At 68.0% G+C, this 22944-nt stretch carries 21 protein-coding genes and 1 pseudogene; 14 read left to right on the top strand and 8 right to left on the bottom strand.

Features of this window, described 5'->3' with window-relative positions; all coding sequences use genetic code 11:
• Window positions 1-17 precede the first annotated feature (17 nt).
• Complete coding sequence (locus NV1_RS08410) at window positions 18-320, top strand: hypothetical protein (protein WP_067887495.1); 303 nt, start codon at window positions 18-20, stop codon at window positions 318-320.
• 18 nt (window positions 321-338) lie between these two features.
• Window positions 339-677, top strand: a complete 339-nt coding sequence (locus NV1_RS08405; protein ID WP_067887492.1) for a DUF4286 family protein — start codon at window positions 339-341, stop codon at window positions 675-677.
• A gap of 321 nt (window positions 678-998) precedes the next feature.
• Here NV1_RS08405 and NV1_RS08400 read toward each other — a convergent pair.
• Both NV1_RS08400 and NV1_RS08395 read right to left on the bottom strand, forming a co-directional pair.
• A pseudogene (locus NV1_RS08400) lies at window positions 999-1193 on the bottom strand (ferredoxin); the annotation flags it as partial.
• Window positions 1190-2497, bottom strand: a complete 1308-nt coding sequence (locus NV1_RS08395; RefSeq protein WP_067887486.1) for an NADH-ubiquinone oxidoreductase-F iron-sulfur binding region domain-containing protein — start codon at window positions 2495-2497, stop codon at window positions 1190-1192. The pseudogene NV1_RS08400 and the gene NV1_RS08395, both read right to left, overlap by 4 nt.
• Window positions 2498-2568: 71 nt before the next feature.
• Here NV1_RS08395 and NV1_RS08390 point away from each other — a divergent pair, with 71 nt between their 5' ends.
• Window positions 2569-3036, top strand: a complete 468-nt coding sequence (locus NV1_RS08390; protein WP_067887483.1) for a hypothetical protein — start codon at window positions 2569-2571, stop codon at window positions 3034-3036.
• A gap of 29 nt (window positions 3037-3065) precedes the next feature.
• Here NV1_RS08390 and NV1_RS08385 read toward each other — a convergent pair whose 3' ends face one another.
• From NV1_RS08385 to NV1_RS08360, 6 genes are all read right to left on the bottom strand, one after another.
• Complete coding sequence (locus NV1_RS08385) at window positions 3066-3935, bottom strand: alpha/beta fold hydrolase (RefSeq protein ID WP_067887480.1); 870 nt, start codon at window positions 3933-3935, stop codon at window positions 3066-3068.
• Window positions 3936-3948: 13 nt separating this feature from the next.
• Entirely contained in the window at window positions 3949-4356 is a 408-nt protein-coding gene (locus NV1_RS08380; protein ID WP_067887477.1) for a Rieske (2Fe-2S) protein, read from the bottom strand.
• Window positions 4356-5501 carry an amidohydrolase family protein gene (locus tag NV1_RS08375; RefSeq protein ID WP_067887474.1) on the bottom strand — a complete coding sequence of 382 codons (1146 nt, stop codon included), beginning with the start codon at window positions 5499-5501 and terminating at the stop codon, window positions 4356-4358. Before NV1_RS08375 ends, NV1_RS08380 begins: the two co-directional genes overlap by 1 nt.
• Window positions 5502-5513: 12 nt before the next feature.
• Window positions 5514-6608, bottom strand: a complete 1095-nt coding sequence (locus NV1_RS08370) for an amidohydrolase family protein (protein WP_067887471.1) — start codon at window positions 6606-6608, stop codon at window positions 5514-5516.
• A gap of 27 nt (window positions 6609-6635) precedes the next feature.
• Window positions 6636-8000 carry a cytochrome P450 gene (locus NV1_RS08365; RefSeq protein WP_067887600.1) on the bottom strand — a complete coding sequence of 455 codons (1365 nt, stop codon included), beginning with the start codon at window positions 7998-8000 and terminating at the stop codon, window positions 6636-6638.
• An 86-nt stretch (window positions 8001-8086) separates the two neighbouring features.
• Entirely contained in the window at window positions 8087-8947 is an 861-nt protein-coding gene (locus tag NV1_RS08360) for a mycofactocin-coupled SDR family oxidoreductase (protein ID WP_067887469.1), read from the bottom strand.
• Between the two features lie 349 nt (window positions 8948-9296).
• Between NV1_RS08360 and NV1_RS08355 the strand changes: the two genes are divergently transcribed.
• The 11 genes from NV1_RS08355 to NV1_RS08305 all read left to right on the top strand — a co-directional run bounded on the left by NV1_RS08355 (window position 9297) and on the right by NV1_RS08305 (window position 22881).
• Window positions 9297-10832: an AMP-binding protein gene (locus NV1_RS08355; protein ID WP_067887466.1), complete on the top strand. Its 1536-nt coding sequence runs from the start codon at window positions 9297-9299 to the stop codon at window positions 10830-10832.
• Between the two features lie 38 nt (window positions 10833-10870).
• Window positions 10871-12508 (top strand): FAD-dependent oxidoreductase, encoded by a 1638-nt coding sequence (locus NV1_RS08350; protein WP_067887463.1) that lies wholly within the window; start codon window positions 10871-10873, stop codon window positions 12506-12508.
• A gap of 70 nt (window positions 12509-12578) precedes the next feature.
• Window positions 12579-13442: an alpha/beta fold hydrolase gene (locus tag NV1_RS08345; protein WP_067887460.1), complete on the top strand. Its 864-nt coding sequence runs from the start codon at window positions 12579-12581 to the stop codon at window positions 13440-13442.
• A gap of 3 nt (window positions 13443-13445) precedes the next feature.
• Window positions 13446-15170 (top strand): bifunctional 3-(3-hydroxy-phenyl)propionate/3-hydroxycinnamic acid hydroxylase, encoded by a 1725-nt coding sequence (locus tag NV1_RS08340; RefSeq protein WP_084525194.1) that lies wholly within the window; start codon window positions 13446-13448, stop codon window positions 15168-15170.
• The gene (locus NV1_RS08335) at window positions 15127-16098 is read left to right on the top strand and encodes a 3-carboxyethylcatechol 2,3-dioxygenase (protein WP_067887457.1); all 972 of its coding nucleotides are present in this window, start codon (window positions 15127-15129) and stop codon (window positions 16096-16098) included. Before NV1_RS08340 ends, NV1_RS08335 begins: the two co-directional genes overlap by 44 nt.
• Window positions 16099-16205: 107 nt before the next feature.
• Window positions 16206-17906: an FAD-binding protein gene (locus NV1_RS08330; RefSeq protein ID WP_067887593.1), complete on the top strand. Its 1701-nt coding sequence runs from the start codon at window positions 16206-16208 to the stop codon at window positions 17904-17906.
• A complete protein-coding gene (locus NV1_RS08325) occupies window positions 17903-19201 on the top strand; it encodes an LLM class flavin-dependent oxidoreductase (RefSeq protein WP_067887454.1) in 1299 nt (432 codons plus the stop codon). The genes NV1_RS08330 and NV1_RS08325 overlap by 4 nt, the downstream gene beginning before the upstream one ends.
• A 27-nt stretch (window positions 19202-19228) precedes the next feature.
• Complete coding sequence (locus NV1_RS08320) at window positions 19229-20065, top strand: coniferyl-alcohol dehydrogenase (protein ID WP_067887451.1); 837 nt, start codon at window positions 19229-19231, stop codon at window positions 20063-20065.
• Complete coding sequence (locus tag NV1_RS08315; RefSeq protein ID WP_067887448.1) at window positions 20065-21060, top strand: cyclase family protein; 996 nt, start codon at window positions 20065-20067, stop codon at window positions 21058-21060. Before NV1_RS08320 ends, NV1_RS08315 begins: the two co-directional genes overlap by 1 nt.
• Before the next feature lie 22 nt (window positions 21061-21082).
• On the top strand, window positions 21083-21697 hold the full coding sequence (locus NV1_RS08310) for an NADPH-dependent FMN reductase (protein ID WP_067887445.1): 615 nt from the start codon (window positions 21083-21085) through the stop codon (window positions 21695-21697).
• Window positions 21694-22881, top strand: coding sequence for a 3,4-dihydroxy-2-butanone-4-phosphate synthase (locus NV1_RS08305; protein ID WP_067887441.1), 1188 nt, complete (start codon window positions 21694-21696; stop codon window positions 22879-22881). The genes NV1_RS08310 and NV1_RS08305 overlap by 4 nt, the downstream gene beginning before the upstream one ends.
• Window positions 22882-22944: the final 63 nt, after the last annotated feature.

The raw sequence follows: 22944 nt of genomic DNA, 5'->3' as shown, positions 1-22944 counted from the left end.
CCGAGGAAAGGATCGCAATGGTCAAGAACGGCAATCGGCTACGGAGCCAGGTGTGCGATACGGAGGTGATCGTCGTGCGGGCTTCGGACAGCCTCGACGATCTGCGCGCCGGAGGTGTCCGCATGATTCCGATCGACGGGAAGCCGGAACCGGGCCTGTCGGCGGCCGCGGAGCTGAGCGACGGCAATCTGCTGGGTAAGCGGTACGTCGACGAGTCCGGCGCCGAGGTGTTGGTGACCAAGGCCGGTGCGGGCACATTGAGCATCGGTGCGACGCCGCTGGCGCTCAAGGAAGCCAAGCCGCTTCCCGCCAGCGATTGAACCGGAAGGATCTCCGTCATGAACTCCAAGATGCTCGTATTCTCCAATGCCGTTGCCGGACAGGATGATGCGTTCAACGACTGGTACGACAACCAGCACCTCGCCGACGTGCTCGAGGTGCCCGGTGTGGTGAGCGGTGAGCGGTACGATCTCGTGCCCAGCGCCCTGGGCGGCGGCGGTGAGCCCGCGCACCGCTATCTGGCGGTGTACGAGCTCAGCGGTGATCCGGAGGAGGTGGCCGCGGCGTTCGGCGCGAAGGCGGCCACCGGGGAGATAAAGCTCAGTCCTACCCTGGACATGTCGACCCTTTCGGTCCAGATCTGGCGTGCTCGCGACACGGGAAAGAGCGCGGGCTGAGCTTCGGCGAGACTTCAGATGCCCTGTGGCCCGGCGAGATACGCCGGGCCACAGGGCATTTCGTGCCGTGATACAGCAGGTTTCGGCAGCGGCCCTCGCGTACCGGCAGCGGTGCCACGGTGCCCGGAACCGGATACCCGGGAACTGTCGCGGATAGGCGCCACTACGACGAGTTCGAGCGGCCGGCTGCGGAAGTCGAGGCGGTCAGGTCGACGCACCGGGCGTCGGGGTGCCCGATCGGCGCCGGTCCGCGAGGGCCGCCCGGCCTCGGCGCCACCGGGCGACCGTGGCCGAAACCGGTGTCACGGATCAGGTTTCGGGTTCCGCGAGCCGGATGATGGCGTGCGCCGGGCAGTCCAGCAGGGCGCGCATCACCCCGTCGCGGTCGGCGGGGTCGACCACGCCGTCGCCCTCGAGCGAGGCGTAACCCCAGTCGTCGAGGGAGAAGTATCCCGGTGCGTGCCTGGCGCAGATGCCGAATCCGTCGCACAGCGTCCGGTCGAGTCGAATCTTCACGGCACCAGTACCTCTCGCGCGTCGAACGGCCGATCGGCCAGGTAGATTCGCTGTGCGCAATCCGGGCACCGGCCGTCTAGATGGGCGTCGACCTCGGTGCGGAACCGGCTCAGCAGGGTGGCGGCGGCATTGCATGCCCCGTCCAGGGTGCCGCAGGCGCCGCGCCCGCGCAGCACCACCGACCAGCGTTGCAGGCGTTGGATATCCGCGTCGGTGGCACGCCCGTCGCGCAGTGCGGCCGCCACCGCGGCCATGGCGGCGGTGCCGTTGAAGCAGGAACCGCACTGTCCGGCGTTCTCCCGGTCGAAATATCCGAGCACCGATGCGGCCACGGCGACCGGACATTCGTCGGTGATCAGCGATATCGCGCCGCAACCGAGGCCGTAGCCCAGGCCGCGGATGGATTCGTGATCCAGCGTGGCGTCCAGGACGGCGCGATCGGCGATACCGGAGAAGTAGCCGCCCATCAGCGCCCCGCGCACATCCTGCGGCGAAATCCGATGTAAGGCGAGTAAATCGGCGAATCGCGCGCCGTGCGGGAGTTCGTAGAGACCGGGGCCGCGGTCGCCGCCGGTGACCGTCACCAGGAAGGTGCCGGGCGATCCGGCCGTGCCCTGCTCGCGGAACGCCTGTCCGCCGTGCCGGTGGATGAAGGGCAGATTCGCCAGGGTCTCCACATTGGAGACCGCCGTGGGCAGATCGTCCACGCCGGATTCGAACGGCCGCGGCGGTTTGTCCGCGGGTTTGGCCGGCCCGCCGTTGATCGCGCGGATCGCCGCGGTCTCCTCCCCGGCGACGTAACCCGCTGCGACGGTGACCAATTCGATTCGTACGCGGGTGATGTCGGTGCCGTCCAACTCGGTCAGCGCCGCGTCGACGCGCTGTGCGGCCTCGGGGTCGGAGATGTAGACGTAGGCCTGGCTCGCACCTGTGATCGCGGCGGCCAGGCGCAGGCCGTCCAGCACCAGATGCGGGCGGCGGCACAGCAGCCAGCGGTCCTTGACCGAGGCGGGTTCGCCCTCCTCACCGTTCGCGACGACCACGGTCGCGCTGCCGCGCAGGTGCGCGTCGCGCACCGAGCCCAGTTTGATCGCCGTCGGGAACGCCGCCCCACCACGACCACGCAAGCCGCTGTGCCGGATCTCCTCGAGCAGCTCGGCCGCCGAGTCCAGCAGCCGGTAACCCCCGCTCGCCCGGTAGGCGGCCAGATCCTCCATCTCCGGTCCGGCGCGGAGCAGACGTGGTTCCACACCGGGTGCGGTGACCGCGGCGAGTTCCGTGGTCGGGTCGAAAATCTCTTGCATGGCAACCTCTTTCGGCTGGAAACAGGCCGGTGGACAGAAGGGGGCCGCTGGTTGCGGTTACGCTGGCCGACATGAGAACCGCGGTGCTGCGAATTGATGTCGACCCGGCCCGGGAGCTCACCGCGGCTCGGTGGGCGGAAGGGATGAGCGCCCTGCGCGAATACGCCGCCACACTCCGGGTCGAGATCCTCGGCGACAGTTCGGATATCCCGCCGCGGCGGGAGGTGCAGATGCTGGTCGACACCGAGGACGCCGAGGCCGGCGTGGGGGAGGCGGTACGGATGTGCGCCGCGGCGTTCGGCACCGAACCGGTGGCCGCGGCGGTGACCTACGTCAGCCGCGGCACCGACGACGACGCGCACGGCGTGCTGGCCGGCTTCGGCCTGACCGCCGAGGTGGTCCGGGAGGCGGGGACCGACGGCTTCGACATCGTGCACGTCACGCTGCCCGCGGCCGATCTCGAACGTGTGCCGGAGAGCCGCATCCACACCGCGCTGGAGGCGGCGCTGAACTGCGAGGTCCGCATCGGTACCCGGTGATCGGCGGGCGACCGGTGCGAGGGCCCGCGTCATCGATTGTCCAGGAATTCCAGGATCGGCGGGGCCGCCCGCACCCAGGTGTCGAACAGGTTGAAGTGATCGACCCGCCCGCTGCCCCGGTCCTCGACCGCGCGCTCCCAGGCGTCCTCGGGCCACGGCGGTTCGATCACCGTCGAGCCCTCGATCAGGCAGCTCACCTCGAGCGAGGTCCGCTTCGGATGATCCAGGTCGCCGACGCCGCCGCGAATGATCAAGGTGGGCACGGTGATTCGATCGAACATCTCGTCGTCCACGCCGGCGATGGTCTGCCCGGGTTTGGGCACGTACGCATTGAGCCAGCGCAGCGACAGTTTGATGAATTCGTCCCGGTCCAGGTCCCGCAGGCGCTGCTCGTTGCGAGGATTGGCCGCCACCCGCTCACGCCACTCCCGCATCTTCAGCAGGGCCGCGGTCCCGCCGCCGCGCACGGTCTGCAGGCTGGGCAGCACATAGAACGCGCCCAGATTGAACAGTCCGTAGACGCCGCCGACGATATTCCAGAGCACGAGCGTGGTCACCCGCTCCGGATACAGCATCGCGGTGAGCATCGAATCGCGTGCGCCGCCCGAGCCGCCCGCGAGGACGCACGGCCCGACATCCAGCGCACCCAGTAGGCCGTTCAGCGTCTCGGCGCGCATATGCGATTCGGACCGGCCGTAGAACTGCACGTCCGACGCGCCGCAGTTGGGCCGATCCCACAGCAGTACCGAATAGCCGCCGGCGACGATCGCCTCGGCCAGCGGGCGCAGACCGGGAACATCCTTGCCGAATCGGCCGCCCGGTGTCAGGACGACCAGATCGCCTGTGTCACCGAGGATTTCGTAGACGACCTCGCCGCCGTTCACCGTCACCGATGGCATGGGACATCCTCTCTCACGCCAGCACGACGACGGAATCGCCGACGATCCGCACCGGATAGGTGCGGATACTCCATTCGGGTTTGACCACCGTGGTCCCGGTCGCCAGCTCGAAACCCCACTGGTGCCACGGGCAGTAGATGTACTCCTGATCGCGCACCATGACCTGGTCGCCGGGCACCGAGTCGTCGACGACCGTGCGGCCGCGCGCGCGGCCCGAGCACAGCGGACCGCCCTCGTGCGGACAATAGTTCGCGATCGCGTAGAACGTGCCGTTGACGTTGTAGACCCCGACGCCGTGCCGCCCGATCGGCACCACCTTGGACGATCCGGGCGGAATCTCCTCGACCGTCGCGACGACGTGTTCGCGGCCCTGGGCGAGCCTGGGTGGGTCGTGGTCCGCTGCTTCGTGTTCGGCCGCCATCAGAACACCGGCCTGCGGCCGTCGATGGCGGGCACCGTCTCGGGCAGGTGGTAGGTCTCGATGCCGTTGCGGTACATGACCTTGTCGCGCGCGTGCACCGGCAGATGTTTCACCAGCCAGCGCGGGTCGTCGAACGTCCAGTGCGGATAGTCCGAGGAGTAGAGCAGGATCTTGTCCGCCTCCATCCACTCGAACGCCCGGGTGAGTTCGGTCTTGTCCTCGGGATAGTCCAGCGGCTGAGTGGTGAACCGGATGTGCTCCTTGACGTATTCCGAGGGCTTGCGCCGAATTCCGGTGAAGGACTTGCGCGCGGCGTAGATCGCGTCCATCCGCCACATCAGCGGCAGGATCCAGGTGAACGCGTGTTCCACGAACACGATGCGCAGCTTGGGATGCCGGTCGAAGACGCCGTCGAAGATCAGGCTCATGATCTGATTCGCCGCCAGCAGCGAGTAGGTGACCATGAAATCGTGGTTGTAGCTGGGGAATCCGACCGGCGGCATGGGCATGGTCTCGTACGCGCCGCGGCCCAGATGACAGCTGACCACCAGATCGTGCTTGGTGGCCGTGGCCCAGATCGGGTCGTATTTCGGATCGCCCCAGGACGGCCGCGGTTCGGCCTTGATCAGGATCTGCGACATGAACGGATGCCCGGCCCACTGTTCGATCTCGCGCACCGCCTGGGCCGTATCGTCGATGGCCGCGCAGATCGAGCCGCGCCACCGCTGATGCCAGTTGTTCTTCGGGTCCAGCCAGTGGTTGGCCAGCCAGTGGTTGATGCCGGTCGCCATCGCCGAGGTCGCCTCGGGCAGGCGGGTGGCCTTCACCGTCGGCTCCAGGATGGCGATATCGGAACCGGCGTCGACGATCAGCTGCCGGAACGCCAATTCCGGGTCGCTGCCCGGGAATTCGCCGCCCTCGGGGAAGGTGTCCGCGCGCATCGCGTAGGTGTGCGCGTAGTCCGGGGCGTCGTAGATGATGGTGTCGCCGACGCGGTGGCTGAGGAAGTACGAGCTGCGGTACGGCTCGGGAAGGTATTCCACCAGCTCCCCGCGGCGTGGTACCGGATGCACGTCCGAATCGACCACCCGGACCGCGGTCTGCTCCGCGGCCGGTGCCCGATGCTGCTGATGAGCCAGGGTCATGGTCCTCTCCCTTCAGACGGTGGCCGATGCGGCCGGGACGTCGATGCCGTAGACGCGAGACGCGTTGCGCCAGCACACCTTCTCGCGTTGTTCGGTGGTGAGCGCGGAGGGCAGCTCGTCGATGTCGCCGCAGTGCCAGTGCGGATAGCTGGAGCCGAACATCACCATGTCCTGTTTGCCGGTGAAGTCGAGCCATTCGGCGGCGAAGTCGACCTCGCCCGGACCGTCGAGACTGTTGTGCACGAAGTACACGTGTTCGGGCAGATAGTCGCTGGGCATGCGCGGCGCCCACGGGGTCTGCTCGAGATGCGGCCGGCCGAAGGTGTCCATCCGCCAGGTGAACGGCGTGAGCATATCCGCCGCGCCGTCGGCCCAGACGAACTTCAGCTCCGGGATCCGCTCGAAGACGCCCTCGGCGATCATGTTCATCAGGTGATAGATGTAGTTCAGCGAGGTGAATCCGAGGTACTGCTCATAGGTGCGGGTGTGCCCGGACGGGGTCGGCGGGAACGCGATGCTCTCCCCGGTCTCGCTGTGCACCGCGACGGGCAGGCCCGCGTGCGCGGCGGCCTCCCACAGCGGCCAGAACTGCGGCTTGCCGTACAGTTCGCGGGACTGCAGCGGAACGCCGACCTGCACGATGCCGGGATGGCTTGCCCACCTGTCGATTTCGCGCAGCGCACCGGTGATGTCCTCCGGATTCACCCGGATCGTGCCGCGGAACCGGTCGGCGTACGGATTGGATTCCAGCCAGCGTGAGACCATCATCTCGTTGTGCGCGGCGAGCACGGCCGTGGTCAGATACCGGTCCGGCAGGATGCCGCGGGTCATCGGATGCAGTACGGCAACATCCACCCCGCGCCCGCCGAACAGCGCCTCGCCGACCAGCTCGGGATCCGAGCCCGGATACTGCTTGTCCGGCCCGCGGGTGCCCGGGGCGTACTCGCCGCCCGGTGCGCCGTACCAGTCCATCTCCACATCGGGGATGCCCCGGCTGGCGAACGGCTCGCGCAGGAATCCGCGCATATCGCGATTCGATCCGAAGAAGATGTGCACGCTGGCATCGATGACGGGGATACGGGTCCCGTCGGCTAGTAATCTGCTCATCCGCTCTCTTTCGGGTGCGCTTCCGCGTCAGTCGATGCGCGCGATATCGGGCCGCTCCGTCACCGGTGCGGCGAGTTCCTGTGTGTCGCAGATCTTCTGGAGCTTCTCCAGGGTCTCCTCGAGTCCCGCGCCCTGGCGCTTGCCGGGCGTGAAGGTGGCCGGGAGATGCCGCATTCCCTGGATGACGCCGATGGTCTCGTAGTGCACGGTGCCCTCGGGGTCGCATCGGTAATCCGGCATCCTGTCCAGCACCGCGGTGAGCATCTTCTTGAACACCGCGCGCGCGACGTTCGAGCCGATGCACCGGTGGATGCCGAGCCCGAAACTGAAGTGGCGGTTACCCCTTCGGTCCAGGATCACATCGTTGGGGTCCGGGAAGACCTGCGGATCGCGGTTGGCCATCGCCCAGGACAGCCACAGCCGATCACCCTCCGCGAACCGGGTGTCCGCGATGGTGACGTCATCGGAGATCGTGCGGCCGTCACCGGGCGCGGGGGTGAAGTAGCGCAGGAATTCCTCGGTGGCCGAATCGAGCAGGTGCTCGCGCTCCTTGCTGAGCAGCTCGCGCTGATCCGGATGTTCGGACAGCCATTCCAGCGAGTGCGCGGTCAGCGCGGTGGTGGTGTCGAAACCGCCGCCGATGAGCAGCCCCAGCATGCCCAGGATCTCGAGGTCCGGCGCGGGTTCGCCGTCGATGCGGAGTTTGATCAGGCCGTCGACCAGGCCCGGTCGCGGCGTCTCCTTGATCTCGACCAGATTGTTCAGCAGGTCCAGACCCATCGCGCGGTGCATCTCGGCGACGCGGGCGGCGTCCGGGGAGCTCTCCGGGGTGTATACCGCGGCGTGTACCGGCTCGCTGTAGAGCGACCAGCGTCGCAACGGGATGCCGAGCATGGCCAGAGTCAGCACGGCCGGCACGATATTGGCCAGATCGTCCACGAAATCGATGCGGCCGGATTCGATCTTCTCGTCCAGGCTCGCGCGCACGATCTCGTCGATGACCGGATCCCAGCGCTTGACCGCGGCGGGGGACAGATACGGGTTGAGTACCTGCCGGTACAGGCGGTGCTCGGGATCGTCCATCTCCAACATGCCGCCGCGCACGGCCTGGGCGCGCTGCGCGGTGGGGATCGAAATGCCTTTATAGCCTTTGCGTTCGCCGCGGAGGTCGTGGTCGTTGGACACGTGCGGGCAGCGGGCCAGCTCGAAGACCGACGTGCTGTCCGCGGCCACCCAGTGCCCGCCGTGTGTGTCGCTCCAGGCGACCGGGCACTTGGCCTGCATCTCCTGCGTGATCTCCTCGAACCGGTGCCGGTATTCGGGAGTGTGCCGGTCGAAGCTGTACCGGTTCTTCTTGCGGTCCTGGTCGGCGGTGGTGTCTTCGATGCTCACGTTGTTCTTCCTCCGCTGCTCACGGATTCGGTGCGCCCTCGCGGACACCGCGGGTGCGGTGTCCGCGAGGGCGCGGTCCGGGGCGATCACATGTGGTAGTCGTACAACTTCAGATAGCCGCCGCCATCGACACGCATCTGCGTACCGGTGACGTACCGGGCCTCGTCCGAAGCCAGGTAGAGCACCGCGTTACTGATGTCCTCGGGCTCGACGTACGGAATGCGCATGGACTGCTGCACGCCGAACACCGGCTCCGCGTCCGCGCGGGTCGGATGTTCGAGGTCCGGGCGGAACGAGCGATACATCGGTTCGCTCTGCAGCATCGGCGTATTGCAGTTGGTGGGATGCACGACGTTGGCGCGGATTCCGCGTTCGGCGAGCTGGCGCGCGATCTCGTAGACGTAGGCGGTCAGTGCCCGCTTGGAGTGCACGTAGGCCGAGCCGCCGGGGTCCTTGCCCGGCTGATCGACTTTGGAGATGTCCATGAGCGCGGCGGTGGAGCCCGTCGCGATGATCGAGGCGCCCTCACTCAGGTGCGGAAGCGAAACCTGGATGGCGTTGATGGTGCCGATCAGATTCGTATTGATCACATCGGTCCACGCCTGCATGGCCGGCTGGCCCTTCATACCGGCCACACCGGCCTGGGCGACGACGATATCCAGCCGTCCCAGTTCGGCGATGCCGGTCTCGAGCGCGGTCTGCAGCTGTTCCGCGCTGCGCACGTCCGCCTTGGCGGTCACCACCCGGCGACCGGTCGCGGCGACCAGTTTGGCGGTCTGCTCGAGGTCTTCGGGCCGCGCCAGCGGGTAGCCGATGGTCGAGATGTCCTCGCACAGATCCACCGCGATGATGTCGGCGCCTTCTTCGGCGAGGCGGACCGCGTGACTGCGGCCCTGCCCGCGCGCGGCACCGGTGATGAACGCGACCTTGCCTTCAACACGTCCCACAGCTGACTTCCAATCTCTTTCCCCGGGTGGCGCTGCCGCCGCGACGGATCACCCGTCCCCGCTGGTTGCCGCAGCGGCCGATGCACGCGACATCGGCCCGCTTCATGATCTCGCCATAGAAGAATTTTCCTTGCGGTGAAAGAGAACACTACTCTCGCGCCGAAGTTGCCGCAAGGTCCCGAGGTTGGCGGTCGGCGACGTGATCCGGGGGAGATTTTCAGGGCGAAGCGCCGCTGTTTCGTGGGATTTCCGGGCATTTTATGCGAAAGTGACCTTTGCATCTGACGAGAACGTTATTCTCGTCTACATCGAAGCGCAGGCCTCCGACGGCCGATCGAGAGAGAGCTGAATGCGAACCATCCCCGAGGAACTGAGACGCCGCTACGAGCACGCGGGGTGGTGGCGGCCCGAGACGCTCGGCGATTTGTTGAGCCGCGGCCTGGCCGCCGCGCCCGAGGCCGAATTCCGGGTGCATTCCCAGGCCAGGCCGTGGTCGGGCACGCTGGCCGAGGTCGAGCACACCGCGCGGCGGCTCGCGGCCGGACTGCGCGCCCGTGGCGTCGGACCCGGCGATGCGGTCGCATTCCAGTTGCCCAACTGGATGGAGGCCGCCGCGACCTTCTGGGCCGCATCCTTTCTCGGCGCGGTGGTGGTGCCGATCGTGCACTTCTACGGCGATCGCGAGGTCGCGCACATCCTGACCACGGTTCGTCCGGCGGCATACCTCACCGCGGAGCGATTCGGCGCGCGCGTTTTCGATCGCGGTTCGGCCGCCGAGGTTCCGGTGGTGGGCGTGGTCGGACGGGATTTCGACGCGCTGCTGGCCGACGAGCCGATGAGCGGCACGATCGCCGTGGATCCCGCGGGCCCGGCGCTGATCGCCTTCACCTCCGGAACCACCAGCGCGCCCAAGGGTGTGCTGCACAGCCATCAGACATTGGGTTGTGAGGCAAGACAATTGGCCGAGCAGAACGCCCTCGACGAGGGGGATCAGCTCACCGCGACGCCGGTGGGCCATTTCATCGGCATGCTCGGCGCATTCCTGCTGCCGGTGTTGAGCGGCAAGGCGATTCATCTACTGGATGTGTGGGAACCGGGTAACGCGCTGGCGTTGATGAGTGAATACGGCCTGTCGGTCGGCGGCGGCCCGCCCTATTTCGTGACCAGTCTGCTCGATCATCCGGACTTCACGCCCGCCCATCTCGAGCACGTCCGGTACGTCGGCCTGGGTGGTTCGGCGGTCCCGGCGGCGGTCACGCGCCGGATCGCCGATCTCGGGCTGATCGCCTTCCGCGCCTACGGCAGCACCGAACATCCCTCGATCACCGCATCCCGTTACACCGCACCCGAATTCGAGCGGCTGTGCACCGACGGGCGGCCGCTGCCGGGGGTGGAGATCCGCCTGGCCGACGACGGCGAAATCCTCAGTCGCGGACCGGATCTGTGCCTGGGCTACACCGATCGGGAGCTGACCGGGCAGGTGTTCGACGCCGACGGCTGGTACCACACCGGCGATATCGGCGTCCTGCACCCGGACGGTCATCTGACGATCACCGATCGCAAATCCGACGTCATCATCCGCGGCGGCGAGAACGTCAGCGCGGTGGAGGTGGAGGAGGTGCTGGCCGCGATGCCCGCGGTGGCCGAGGCGGTCGTGGTGGCCGTCCCGGATCGGCGCCTCGGCGAGACCGTCGGCGCGGTGCTGCGGATCCGGCCCGGACACGTCCTGCCCTCGGTGGAGACCGTACGCAGGCATTTCCAGGCCGCCGGCATCGCGCGACAGAAGTGGCCCGAGCGGTTGTTCGAGGTCGCGGACTATCCCCGGACCCCGAGCGGCAAGGTGCGCAAACAGCTGATCCGGCAGCAGATTGCCACATCCAACTGACGAGAATATGATTCTTCACATTCGCAAATGGAGGTCTCATGGCTAGCCGTGCAATCGACGCCGACACATCCGAATCCGAGGTCGACGTCGTCGTACTGGGCAGTGGTGCGTCCGGCCTGACCGCGGCGCTGACCGCCGCGGCCCGCGGCGCCTCGGTGGCGATCGTGGAGAAGGCCGCGACCGTCGGGGGAACCAGTGCGGTGTCCGGCGGCATCGCGTGGATTCCGGCACACGACCGATCTCCGGACGGGCCGTTGAGCGTCGAGGACGCACTGCGCTATCTGCACGCCCAGTCGCTGAATTCGATGGACGACGAGTTGGTGGAGACCTTCGTGCGCACCGGCGCGCGGATGGTCGAATTCGTCGAGAAGCACAGCGGTCTGCGTTTCGAGATCGCCGACGGCTTCCCGGATTACAAGCCCGAACTGCCCGGCGGGCGGCCCGGCGGCGGGCGTTCGCTGAGTCCGGTCGCCTTCGACCGGTCCCGGCTGGGGGAGTGGCGCGATCGGATCACCGCCTTCCCGGAGGATTGGAGCAACGTCGGCTTCGACGCGGAGACCCGGGCGCGGCTGCACGCCGGAATCGATACCGAGTCCACGGATCTGGTCGTCGCCGGGGCCGCGCTGGTCGCCGGACTGCTTTTCGGCGTGCTCGAGGCCGGAATCGTGCCGCGCACGAAAGCCCGTGCGGTGGAACTGCTTTCGGAAGGGCGGACGATCACCGGCGTGCGGTTCGAAACACCCGAGGGCGAGTCGGTCCTGCGGGCCCGCAAGGGCGTGGTGCTCGCGACCGGTGGTTTCGAATGGGACCCCGGACTGGTCCGCGCCTATCTGCGCGGCCCGATGTCCGGCCCCGTCTCCCCGCCCAACAACACCGGCGACGGCCTGCGCATGGCGATGGCGCACGGCGCGGATCTGGGCACGATGAGTGAGGCGTGGTGGGTGCCGGTGGTGCAGATCCCCGGCGACACGATCGAGGGCAAACCGCGCAGCCGCAGTGTGCGTCTCGAGCGCACCCGCCCGCGCAGCATCATGGTCAACCGCTCCGGACGGCGGTTCGTGAACGAGGCGTCGGAGTACAACTCGATGGCCGGTGCGTTCCACTACCTCGATCCCAAGGGCGGGTACGTCAACGATCCGGGCTGGATCGTGTTCGACGCCGAACACCTGCGCAGGTACGGCTTCCTGGGCGTCGCCCCGGGCGAGGCGGTGCCCGAATGGTTCTGCGAGTCGAAGGATTTCGACGAACTGGGCGCGAAGACCGGCATCGATCCGCAGCGCCTGGCCTCGACGGTCGAGGCCTGGAACCGCAACGTCGCCGCCGGCGCCGATCCCGATTTCGGCCGCGGCTCGAGCGCGTACGACGGCTGGTGGGGCGATGAGAACGCGACCACCGCCGCGGGCCGCACCCTCGGCCCGATCGATAGCGCGCCCTACTACGCGGTGCCGATCACGGTCGGCGCGATGGGCACCAAGGGCGGGCCGCGCACCGATCGCGACGGGCGGGTGCTGCACGTGGACGGCCGGGTCATTCCGGGCCTGTTCGCGGTCGGCAATGCGATGGCAGGCGTCACCGGCCGGGCCTACGGCGGTGCGGGCGGAACCATCGGCCCCGGCATGGTGTGGGGCTTCCGGGCCGGTCACACCGCCGCGACCGGGACGTCGGCGGACGTCTGAACAGCGAACACATCTATCGCGCCCCGATCGAGTCGCCGGGACGGGCAGGCCGGAACACGGAGGTTACGAGTTGTCGGAGTACGAGAGCATCTGGAGCGATCTCCAGGGCGTCGCGTTCACCCAGGGATATCTGGACGTCGGCGGTGTGCGCACCCGCTACCTGCACGCGGGCGACCGCGACAAGCCGGCGCTGGTGCTGTTGCACGGGTCCGGCGGACACGTCGAGGCATACTCCCGGAACATCGAGGCGCATGCCGAGCACTTCTCCACCTGGGTGATCGATATGCTCGGGCACGGCTACACCGCCCGGCCCGGCCACCCGCTCGAGGTGAAACACTATGTGGCACACCTGATCGCGTTCCTGGACGCGGTCGGCGTCGAGCGGGCGAGCATCAGCGGTGAATCGCTCGGCGGCTGGGTAGCCACGCGCACCGCGATCGATCATCCGGATCGGGTCGAGCGGTTGGTGCTCAACACCGCCGGGGGATCGCAGGCCGATCCCGAGGTGATGAAACGCATCATCACCCTGTCCATGGCCGCGGTCTCCGATCCGACCTGGGAGACCGTGCAGGCCCGGATCCGCTGGCTGATGGCCGACAAGACCAAGGATTACGACGACGTCGTCGCGAGCCGTCAGCGCATCTACCGCCAGCCCGGATTCGTCGCGGCCATGAAAGACATCATGGCGCTGCAGGATCCGGAGATCCGGCAGCGAAATCTGGTGTCCCCCGCGGACTACGGCCGGATCACCGCACCGACGCTGGTGCTGTGGACCAGTGACGACCCCACCGCCGACGTCACCGAGGGACGCCGCATCGCGTCGATGATCCCGGGTGCGCGCTTCGAGGTGCTGCCCGACTGCGGGCACTGGCCGCAGTACGAGGATCCGAAGAGTTTCAACGCGCTGCACCTCGATTTCCTGCTGGGCGGGTAGCTCATGGCGCAGAGTAGTTCTGACCCGGGCGATTCCGCGAACGCCGGGTTCGGCCCGGGTGAATCCGATTCCGGGTCATCGACCGACGTGGACGTGCTGCTGGTGGGCGCGGGCCCGGTCGGGCTGACGCTGGCGAACATCCTCGGTATGTACGGGGTGCGCACCCGCGTGGTCGAGGAGCGTCCCACGCTGATCGATTATCCGCGCGGCGTCGGCCTGGACGACGAATCGCTGCGCACCTTCCAGTCCATCGGCCTGACCGAGCAGATCCTGCCGCACACCACGCCGAATCAGTTCATGCGATTCGTCGACGGCCGGCGCCGGTTGCTCGCCGAGATCGCCCCCACCGACGCCCAATTCGGCTGGCCCAAGCGCAACGGCTTCGTGCAGCCGCTGGTGGATGCCGAACTGCTGGCCGGGTTGTCCCGGTATCCGCACGTCGAGGTGCTCTGGGGTGCGGGGATGAGTTCGGCGACCGATTCGGGTGACCGGGTCAGCGTCGAACTCGCCACGGCCACAGGCGCTTCCACTGTCACCGCTCGCTATCTGGTCGGTTGTGACGGCGGGCGCAGCGCGACGCGCCGGCAGATGGGCGTCTCGTTCGAGGGCACCACCTCCTCGACCCGCTGGCTGGTGGTCGATCTGGCGACCGATCCGCTGGGCCATCCCAATCTCGAGGTGGCCGCCGATCCGGCCCGGCCGAATGTGTCGGTATCGATCGCGCACGGCATCCGGCGCTTCGAATTCATGATCCACGACGACGAACCCGACGAGCTGGCCGAGGATCCCGCCTTCGCGCAGCGCCTGATCGCGCCGTTCGTCCCGCACCCCGATCGGCTCGAGGTCATCCGGCGGCGGGTCTACACGCATCACTCCCGGATCGCGGGTTCGTTCCGCAAAGGCCGCATGTTCCTGGCCGGTGACGCCGCGCACCTGATGCCGGTATGGCAGGGGCAGGGCTACAACAGCGGTATCCGCGATGCGGCCAATCTCGGCTGGAAACTCGCCGCGGTCGTGACCGGCAAGGCCGGCGACGGCCTGCTGGACAGTTACGACCTCGAGCGCCGCAAACACGCGCGAGCGATGATCGATCTGTCCACGATGGTCGGCAAGGTCATCTCGCCGACCGACCGGAAGGTCGCCGCGGTGCGGGATGTGCTGGTGCGCGCGGCGGCCGCCGTTCCGCCCGTGAAGCGCTACGTGCTGGGCATGCGGTTCAAGCCGATGCCGAAGTACGAACGCGGCGCGGTGGTGCACACCTGGTCGCGCACACCGAAATCCGCGGTCGGCACGTTGTTCATCCAGCCCCGGGTGGACACCCGCGAGCAGTCGAACGCGCTGCTGGACGACGTACTCGGCCCCTGGTTCGCGGTGTTGTGCTGGAACAACGCGCCGCGCCGCGTCCTCGGTGACGCGGCATTCGAGCAGTGGAAAGCATTGGGCGCCAGGTTCTTCGAGATACTGCCGGTGAACCAGCTGCACTGGGGCGGGCACGACGACCCGGACGTCACGGTGCTGGCCGATCGCGGCGGCGCGCTGAAGAAATGGTTCGACGGACAACAGGATTCGGTGTTGTTCCTGCGCCCGGATCGCTGCGTCGCCGGAGCGACCATCGCCCAGCTCGCGCCGGAACTCAGCGCGGATCTACTGCGCACCCTCACCGTCGCTCCGGGAGGAGGACACGATGCCGCTGGCCCTGTGCTGCGTCTCGCACAGCCCTCTACTTGATCTGCCCGGACCCGACCGGGAACTGCTCGACGATATCGGCGCCGCCCTGGACCGGGCCGCGGAGTTCGTCCGCGAATTCGATCCCGAACTGGTCGTGGCGTTCTCGCCGGATCACTACAACGGGTTCTTCTACAAACTCATGCCCCCGTTCTGCATCGGCGCGGCGGCCTCGGGCGTCGGCGATTACGGCACCCACTCCGGACCGCTGGACGTGCCCGCGGATCTGGCCCGCGAGCTGGCCGAATCGGTGCTGGACGCGGGTGTGGACGTCGCGATGTCGATGACGATGGAGGTCGACCACGGCACCGTGCAGCCGTTGCAGCGGTTGCTGGGTTCGGCCACCGCGCGTCCGGTGATCCCGATCTTCGTCAATTCGGTCGCGGTACCGCTCGGACCGCTGCGCCGGGCCGTCGCGCTGGGGGCGGCGGTCGGCGATTATCTTGCAGGCCTCGGCAAACGGGTGCTCGTGGTGGGCTCGGGCGGGTTGTCCCACGATCCGCCGATGCCCGCACTGGCGACCGCGACCGGTCCTGCGCGCGACCGAATCCTGCACGGCGGCACCATGTCCGGGCAGCAGCGCGCGGCGCGGCAGGAGCAGGTGATCGCGGTGGCGCGCGAATTCGCCTCCGGGAGCGGGCAGTTGCGCGCACTCAACCCGGACTGGGACCGCCGGGTGCTGGCCGCGCTCGACGACGGACGACTGGACGAGTTCGACGACTGGTCCAATCCGTGGATCACCGAGGCGGCGGGCAATTCCGCGCACGAGGTGCGCACCTGGGTCGCCGCCTTCGGCGCGCTGGCGAGCGCGGGCCGCTACCGGACCATCGAGCGCTACTACCGGCCCGCCCCCGCGCTCATCGCCGGATTCGCCGTGCGCACCGCGCTGCCGCAGCGCGATCTCGATTCGACCAGCAGGAGGCATCCGTGACAGCAGAGACGACCCCGGCCGGTGAGCCGGAAACCAGTGCCGCACAACAGGATGAGGCCTTCGACCACACCGTCGACGTGCTGGTGGTGGGCTCCGGCGGCGGCGGTATGACCGCGGGCCTGGCCGCACAGGACGCGGGACTGCGCACCTTGATCGTGGAGAAGTCCGCGCACTACGGCGGATCCACCGCACTGTCCGGCGGCGGCATCTGGGTGCCGAACGCCCCCGCGCAGGTCCGGGACGGTTACAGTCCCGACCCCGAGGGCGTGGTCGACTATCTGCGCACCATCACCCAGGGCCTGGTCACCGAGGAACGGTTGCGGGCGTACGTGCAGCGGGCGCCGGAGATGATGGCCTTCCTCGAGCGCAGCAGCGATTGGCTCGAATTCGTCTGGAAGCCCGGCTATGCCGACTACTACCCGGAACTTCCCGGCGGGTCGGGTGAGGGCAGCACCATCAACGTCCCGCCGATAGATCTGCGCGAGCTCGGCCCCGACGAGGAACAGCTACTGCACCCGCTGGCCCTGGCGCCGAAGGGAATCTGGCTGGGGCCCAAGGATCTTCGGCTGTTCTATCAGGTCCGGCAGAACTGGCGGGGCAAGGCCGTGCTGGTCAAGCTGGTGTGGCGGATGTTCCGCGCGCGGGTGTTCGGCGACCGCATCGCCGCCATCGGCCAGTCGCTGATCGCCCGGATGCGCCTGGCTCTGCGCGAACACGAAGTGCCGCTGTGGCTCGACTCCCCGATGACCTCGCTGATCACCGGCCCGGACGGTGAGGTGCTCGGCGCGGTCATCGAGAAGGACGGGCGCCAACTGCGCGTCCGAGCCGAGGGCGGGGTGGTCCTGGCCACCGGCGGCTTCGAACACGACATGGTGTGGCGCAAGGAATTGTGCCCGGAAGTCGACCAGGACTGGAGTTTCGGCAATCCGGCCTCGATGGGCGACGGGATTCGCGCGGGCCAGCAGGTCGGCGCGGATACCGATCTGCTGGACGAGGCGTGGTGGTTCCCGTCCATCCAATGGCCCGACGGCCGTATGCAATTCATGCTGAACGAGCGGATGATGCCCGCGCAGTTCATCGTGAACGGCGCGGGGAAGCGGTACATCAACGAGGCCGCGCCCTATATGGACTTCGGCCACGCGATGATCGAGGGCCAGCGATCCGGCGTCACGCACATCCCGAGCTGGCTGATCACCGACGCGCGCTCGTGGCGCCGGTACGTTGTCGCCGGACATCTGCCCATTCCGAAGGTCCCGTTCGCGCCGGTGCCGACCGGCTGGAAGATCCCGCAGGCGTGGCTGGACTCCGGCGTGGTGAAACAAGCGAACTCGTGGGCCGAGCTCGCCGCGAAGATCGACGTGCCCGCGGACCAATTGGCCGCTACCGCCGAGCGTTTCAACGAACTCGCGCGCAAGGGCCACGACGACGACTTCCAGCGCGGGGACAGCGTCTACGACAACTACTACGGCGACCCCACGCTGCCCAACCCCAACCTCTACCCGCTGGGCAAGCCGCCGTACTACGCGTTCCGGATGGTCCCGGGCGATCTGGGCACCTCCGGCGGTCTGCGCACCGACGAGTTCGCTCGGGTGCTGCGGGCGGACGGGACGGTCGTGACCGGTCTGTACGCGACCGGGAACACGACCGCGGCGGTGATGGGCCGCAGCTATGCCGGAGCCGGGGCCACCATCGGTCCCGCGATGACCTTCGGATACATAGCGGCCCAGCACATTTCGGGGAGAGACCGAGCCGACGACAACGGTTCGGCGCAGGTGACTACCACCGATTCCAATGGAGGAAGTAAATGAAGATATCCCTGTTCTACGAATTCGCCCTGCCGCGGCCGTGGGTTCCCGACGACGAGCGGCAGATGTTCCAGGACGGGCTGGACGAGGTGGAGGCCGCCGACAAGGCCGGTTTCTCCACCGTCTGGCTGACCGAGCACCACTTCCTCGAGGAGTATTGCCACTCCACCGCGCCCGAGATGTTCCTGGCGGCGGCGAGCCAGCGCACCAAGGACATTCGGCTCGGCTTCGGCGTCATGCACATGCCGCCGGCGATCAATCACCCGGCGCGCGTCGCCGAGCGGGTCTCGACGCTGGACCTGATCTCCAACGGGCGCGTCGAGTTCGGCACCGGCGAATCGTCCTCGGTGGGTGAGCTCGGCGGATTCAACATCGATCCCGCCGACAAGCGCGGCCAGTGGGAGGAGGCGCTCGACGTCGCCATCCGCTGCATGCTCGAGGAGCCGTTCACCGGCTTCAAGGGCAACCACATCGAGATGCCCGCCCGCAACGTGATCCCCAAGCCGGCCCAGAGCCCGCACCCGCCGGTGTGGGTGGCCTGCACCCGGCCCTCCTCGGTGCAGATGGCGGCCCAGAAGGGTATCGGCGCACTGAGTTTCGCGTACACCGGCCCCGGCCCGCTGGCCGAGCGCGTGCGCGGCTACTACCAGGAGTTCGAGGACAAGGCCGAGCCCACCATTCCGGTGCTCAACCCGAACATCCTGGCCATCGGCGGCGATCTGTCGATGATGGTCGCCCCGACCGACGAGCAGGCCCTGCAGCGCCTGGGCGTCGGCGGCGGGTTCTTCTCGTTCGGCATCATGCACTACTACATGACCGGCCAGCACACCCCGGGCCGCACCGGCGTGTGGGACCGCTACCTGGACGCGGTGAAGGAGGACGAGACCCTCGCCTACGGTCCTGGCCGCGGTGCGATCGGCTCGCCGGACACCGTGCGCGAATTCCTGCGCGGCTACGAGGAGAGCGGGGTGGACGAGATCATCCTGCTGCTGAACCCGCGCAGCCACGAGGGAACCATGGAGTCCATCGAACTGATGGGCAAGCACGTACTGCCCGAATTCATCGAGCGCGACGAGAAGCAGGTCGCGGCCAAGGCCAAGCGGCTCGAGCCGATCATCGAGAAGGTCGAGTCGCGCCGCAAGCCCTTGGCCGCACCGGCATTCGACGAAAGCTACTCCTTCGGCGGGCTGCCCACCGGCCGCGGCGGCAAGTTCACCGCGAGCGAGATTCCCGAGGCGATGGCCGAGATCAACGAGGGCCGGGTGCAGGCCGCCCAGCGCGCCAAGGACGAGCAGTAGCCACACGGCGAAGGCGAGGTATCCGAGATGGGACGAACAGATCAGCTGTGGCGGTATGACGGCCGCCGGGTCGCGGTGACCGGGTGTTCCTCGGGCATCGGCGCGTGCGTGGCCGCGCAGGTCCGCGACCTCGGTGGCACGGTGATCGGCCTGGACCTGGCCGAGCCGTCCGGCGAACTCGACGAGTTCCACCGGGTGGACATGGCCGATGCCGGATCGATCGACCGTGCCGTCGCCGCGATCGGGGGTCCGGTCGACGCGCTGTTCAACGTCGCCGGCGTCTCCTCGGGTATCGGCGATCCGATCAAGGTCGTCACCATCAATTTCCTGGGTCTGCGTCACTTCACCGAGGCGCTGGCGGCGGGAATGGGCCCGGACTCGACGATCGTGAGCGTGTCCTCGCTCGCCGCGTCCGGGTACCTCGACCACCGCGAGCAGTCCGACGGACTGCTCGCGACCACCGGCATCGACGACGGAATCGCTTGGTGTACAAGCAATCCCGACGCGATAGCCGACGGCGGATACCGGTTGTCCAAGGAAGCGATCATCTACTACACGATGCGCAACGCCGTACCCCTCGGGGCGCGGGGCATCCGGATCAACTGCACCGGGCCGGGGGTCACCGAGACCCCCATCCTGGACCAGCTGCGCTCGGCGTACGGGCCGCAGTATCTCGACACCATCCCCAAACCGCTCGGCCGCGTCTGCGAGCCGGCCGAGCAGGCGGCCGTCCTGGTGTTCCTCAACAGCCAGGCCGCCAGCTATGTGCACGGCCAGGTGCTGTGGGTGGACGGCGGCAATGTGGCCGCGCGGATAGCGGGCACATCCACCACAGAAACATGCACCGAAAAAGGAGAGGCATAGTGGCCACCCTGACCGAATTCCGGCGCGTCGCCGAACAAGTGCGCAACTGGGGCCGCTGGGGCGCGGCCGACGAACTCGGCACGCTCAACTTCATCACCCCGGACAAGATCGCCGAGGCGGCGAAGCTGGTGCGGCACGGGCGGGTGTTCCCGCTCGGGGTCGACTTCGACTCGTCCGGACCGCAGGGGGCGTTCAAGTTCCGGCAGAACCCGGTGCACGTGATGACCGTCGACGGCGGCGACGCGCGCACGATGGCCGAATACGGACCACAGTGGGCGCGTAACGGATTCGGCCAGGAATTCGGCGGTTTCTTTGCCGGAGAGGACAATCCCTTCCGGTTCAACGACGACATGATCGTCATGCCGTTGCAGGCGGCCACCCAGTGGGACGCCCTGTCGCACGTGTACTACGACGACAAGCTGTACAACGGTTTCCCGGCCGATTCGGTGACCAGCGCCGGCGCCTTCCACTGCGGTATCGACAAGGTCGACGGCAAGGGCATCACCACGCGCGGCGTGCTGCTGGATCTGGTCCGGCATCGCGGCGCGGACGTCTTCCTCGAGCCCGGAAACCCCATCACCCCGGACGAATTGGACGAGGTGGCCAAGGCGCAGGGCGTCGAGATCGGCCGTGGCGACATCGTGCTCGTGCGCACCGGCTGGTGGTCCCGGTTCCAGGAGACCGGTGACGGCGCGGAACCGTATTCGGGCCTGGACTGGATGTGCGCCAAGTGGCTGCACGACCGTGAGGTCGCGGCCGTGGCCGCGGACAACCTGATGGTCGAGGATGTGGTGTCCGGAGTCGAGGGCACCTTCCTGCCGATGCACATGCTGTGTCTGCGCGATATCGGCCTGATGCTCGGCGAGTACTGGGATCTGACGGCCCTGGCCGCGGATTGCGCCGCCGACGGCGTCTACGAATTCCAGCTCGTCGCACCGCCTTTGCGGGTGGTCGGCGCGGTCGGCTCCCCGATCAACCCCATCGCGATCAAGTAAGGGAAACCAGGAGGATTCGAAAATGACCGCAAGTACGACCAGTGCGATCCCCGCGGTCGCGGACCACGACGGACGCAGGTTCGTCGTCGGTCTCGGCGGCACGCTGCGCGCGGGCTCGTCGACCGAGAGGGCACTGCGGCATTGCCTCGCGGCCGTCGAGCGCCAGGGCGGGCGCACCGCGTTGTTCTGCGGTGCGGATATCAACCTGCCCATGTACAACCCGCACGATCCGGCTCGCACGCCGCAGGCGGTCGCGCTGATCGAGGCGTTGCGGCGCGCGGACGCGGTGGTGATCGGCTCGCCCGGTTACCACGGCGGCATCTCCGGACTGGTGAAGAACGCGCTGGACTACATCGAGGATCTGCGCGGTGATCCGACGGTCTATCTGGACAACAAACCGTTGGGCTGCATCACCTGTGCCTACGGCTGGCAGGCCGCGGTCGGCACGCTGGGGCAGCTGCGGGCGATCGGGCACGCTCTGCGCGCGTGGCCGACTCCGCTGGGTGTGCCGATCAATTCGGCCGACCCGATCTGGGACGCCGAGGGGAATCTGTGCGACGACACCGTCGCCGCGCAGCTCGAACTGCTCGCGACCCAGGTGCTCACCTGCGCCCCGGCGGGCGGTGCGCGGGCGTGAGTGCCCCGACACCCGATCCGGCCGCGGTGCGCGCGGCGATCACCGCGTTGCGCCGCGGCCGAATGGTGTTGCTGGTCAGTCAGATCGACGGCGGCTATCGCGGCGATCTGGTGCTGGCGGCCGAGCGGGCCACGGCCCAGTCGGTCAATCTGCTCACCGGCATCGGCCGCGGGCCGGTCCAGGTGGCCATGCGTTCGGCGGAGCTGGATCGGCTGGAGATACCGCCCGCCGATCCCTCCGCGGCCGATCGGGTCCGGGACCGGTTCCGAGTGCCGGTCGGTCCGGTGGGCTCCGCCGCGGCGGGGGTGTATGCCTCGCAACGGGCGAAAACCATTCGCGCCCTTGCTGATCCGTCGAGTACGGCCCGTGAGTTCAGTCGGCTCGGACATGTGTTCCCGCTCGGCTGTGCCGGGCGGGGGGTGCTGGACGCACCCGTACCGCCCGAGGCCGCGATGGATCTGGCCGAGCAGGCGGGCATGTCGGCCGCGGGTGTGCTGTGTGAGGTCTGCGGGGCCGACGGGGAAGCGGCCCGGCTGTCCGAACTGCTCGAACTCGGCGCCGTCCACGGGCTGCCGGTGGTCTCGATCGAGGATCTGATCGCCTACCGGCGGCGTGAGCTGTGCCGGGTGGAACGTCGCGGCGTGGCGCGAATTCCGTTGCCGGTGGGAGAATTTCGCGCGGTCGGATTCATCGACGGACTCGGCCGCGACCATATCGCCTTCGTCCACGGCCAGCCCAGGGCCGATCGCGTGCCGCTGGTGCGGGTGCATGTGGAATGCCTGTTCGGCGATACCTTGGGCTCGCTGTTCTGCGACTGCGGGACGAGGTTCGAGCGGGCGCTGGAGGTGATCGCGCGGGCGGGGCACGGTGTGCTGGTCTACGTACGTTCTCGCGACGCGGTATTACGCGGTCTGCCCGGACCTCTTTCCAGCAAGCGCTCCTGCGCCGCAAGGCATTCGGTGGATCCGGCCGATCTGATGTCGGCCTTCGAGATTCTGGACGAACTCGGTATGCACGAGATCCGTCTGCTCACCGCCGCCGACGAGGATCGCTTCATTCCCGAACAGGTCCGCATTCTCGACCGGATCGAGCTGACCGGCGATCCGCGGGACGAGGTTCTGGGCGCGATGCCGCCACGGCCCGGCCCGGCCGGGATTTCCGATTCGATGGGGAGGGTCTCGTAATGGGAGAGCTTCGCACGCAGATCCGACTTCGCAGGGCCGGGGCGATACCCGATCGGCGACGAG

Origin of the sequence: Nocardia vaccinii NBRC 15922 (genome assembly GCF_001613305.1) — a bacterium.
Classification (GTDB): Bacteria; Actinomycetota; Actinomycetes; order Mycobacteriales; family Mycobacteriaceae; genus Nocardia; species Nocardia vaccinii.
The sequence above is the reverse complement of the archived record's forward strand: the minus strand, read 5'-3'. Positions and strand labels throughout refer to the sequence as shown.

Excerpts from the sequence above, each read along its gene's own strand:
- NV1_RS08410 (WP_067887495.1), top strand. The coding sequence starts at position 18 with ATGGTCAAGAACGGCAATCGGCTACGGAGCCAGGTGTGCGATACGGAG.
- NV1_RS08405 (WP_067887492.1), top strand. The coding sequence starts at position 339 with ATGAACTCCAAGATGCTCGTATTCTCCAATGCCGTTGCCGGACAGGAT.
- NV1_RS08395 (WP_067887486.1), bottom strand. The coding sequence starts at position 2,497 with ATGCAAGAGATTTTCGACCCGACCACGGAACTCGCCGCGGTCACCGCA.
- NV1_RS08390 (WP_067887483.1), top strand. The coding sequence starts at position 2,569 with ATGAGAACCGCGGTGCTGCGAATTGATGTCGACCCGGCCCGGGAGCTC.
- NV1_RS08385 (WP_067887480.1), bottom strand. The coding sequence starts at position 3,935 with ATGCCATCGGTGACGGTGAACGGCGGCGAGGTCGTCTACGAAATCCTC.
- NV1_RS08380 (WP_067887477.1), bottom strand. The coding sequence starts at position 4,356 with ATGGCGGCCGAACACGAAGCAGCGGACCACGACCCACCCAGGCTCGCC.
- NV1_RS08375 (WP_067887474.1), bottom strand. The coding sequence starts at position 5,501 with ATGACCCTGGCTCATCAGCAGCATCGGGCACCGGCCGCGGAGCAGACC.
- NV1_RS08370 (WP_067887471.1), bottom strand. The coding sequence starts at position 6,608 with ATGAGCAGATTACTAGCCGACGGGACCCGTATCCCCGTCATCGATGCC.
- NV1_RS08355 (WP_067887466.1), top strand. The coding sequence starts at position 9,297 with ATGCGAACCATCCCCGAGGAACTGAGACGCCGCTACGAGCACGCGGGG.
- NV1_RS08350 (WP_067887463.1), top strand. The coding sequence starts at position 10,871 with ATGGCTAGCCGTGCAATCGACGCCGACACATCCGAATCCGAGGTCGAC.
- NV1_RS08340 (WP_084525194.1), top strand. The coding sequence starts at position 13,446 with ATGGCGCAGAGTAGTTCTGACCCGGGCGATTCCGCGAACGCCGGGTTC.
- NV1_RS08335 (WP_067887457.1), top strand. The coding sequence starts at position 15,127 with ATGCCGCTGGCCCTGTGCTGCGTCTCGCACAGCCCTCTACTTGATCTG.
- NV1_RS08330 (WP_067887593.1), top strand. The coding sequence starts at position 16,206 with ATGACCGCGGGCCTGGCCGCACAGGACGCGGGACTGCGCACCTTGATC.
- NV1_RS08325 (WP_067887454.1), top strand. The coding sequence starts at position 17,903 with ATGAAGATATCCCTGTTCTACGAATTCGCCCTGCCGCGGCCGTGGGTT.
- NV1_RS08320 (WP_067887451.1), top strand. The coding sequence starts at position 19,229 with ATGGGACGAACAGATCAGCTGTGGCGGTATGACGGCCGCCGGGTCGCG.
- NV1_RS08310 (WP_067887445.1), top strand. The coding sequence starts at position 21,083 with ATGACCGCAAGTACGACCAGTGCGATCCCCGCGGTCGCGGACCACGAC.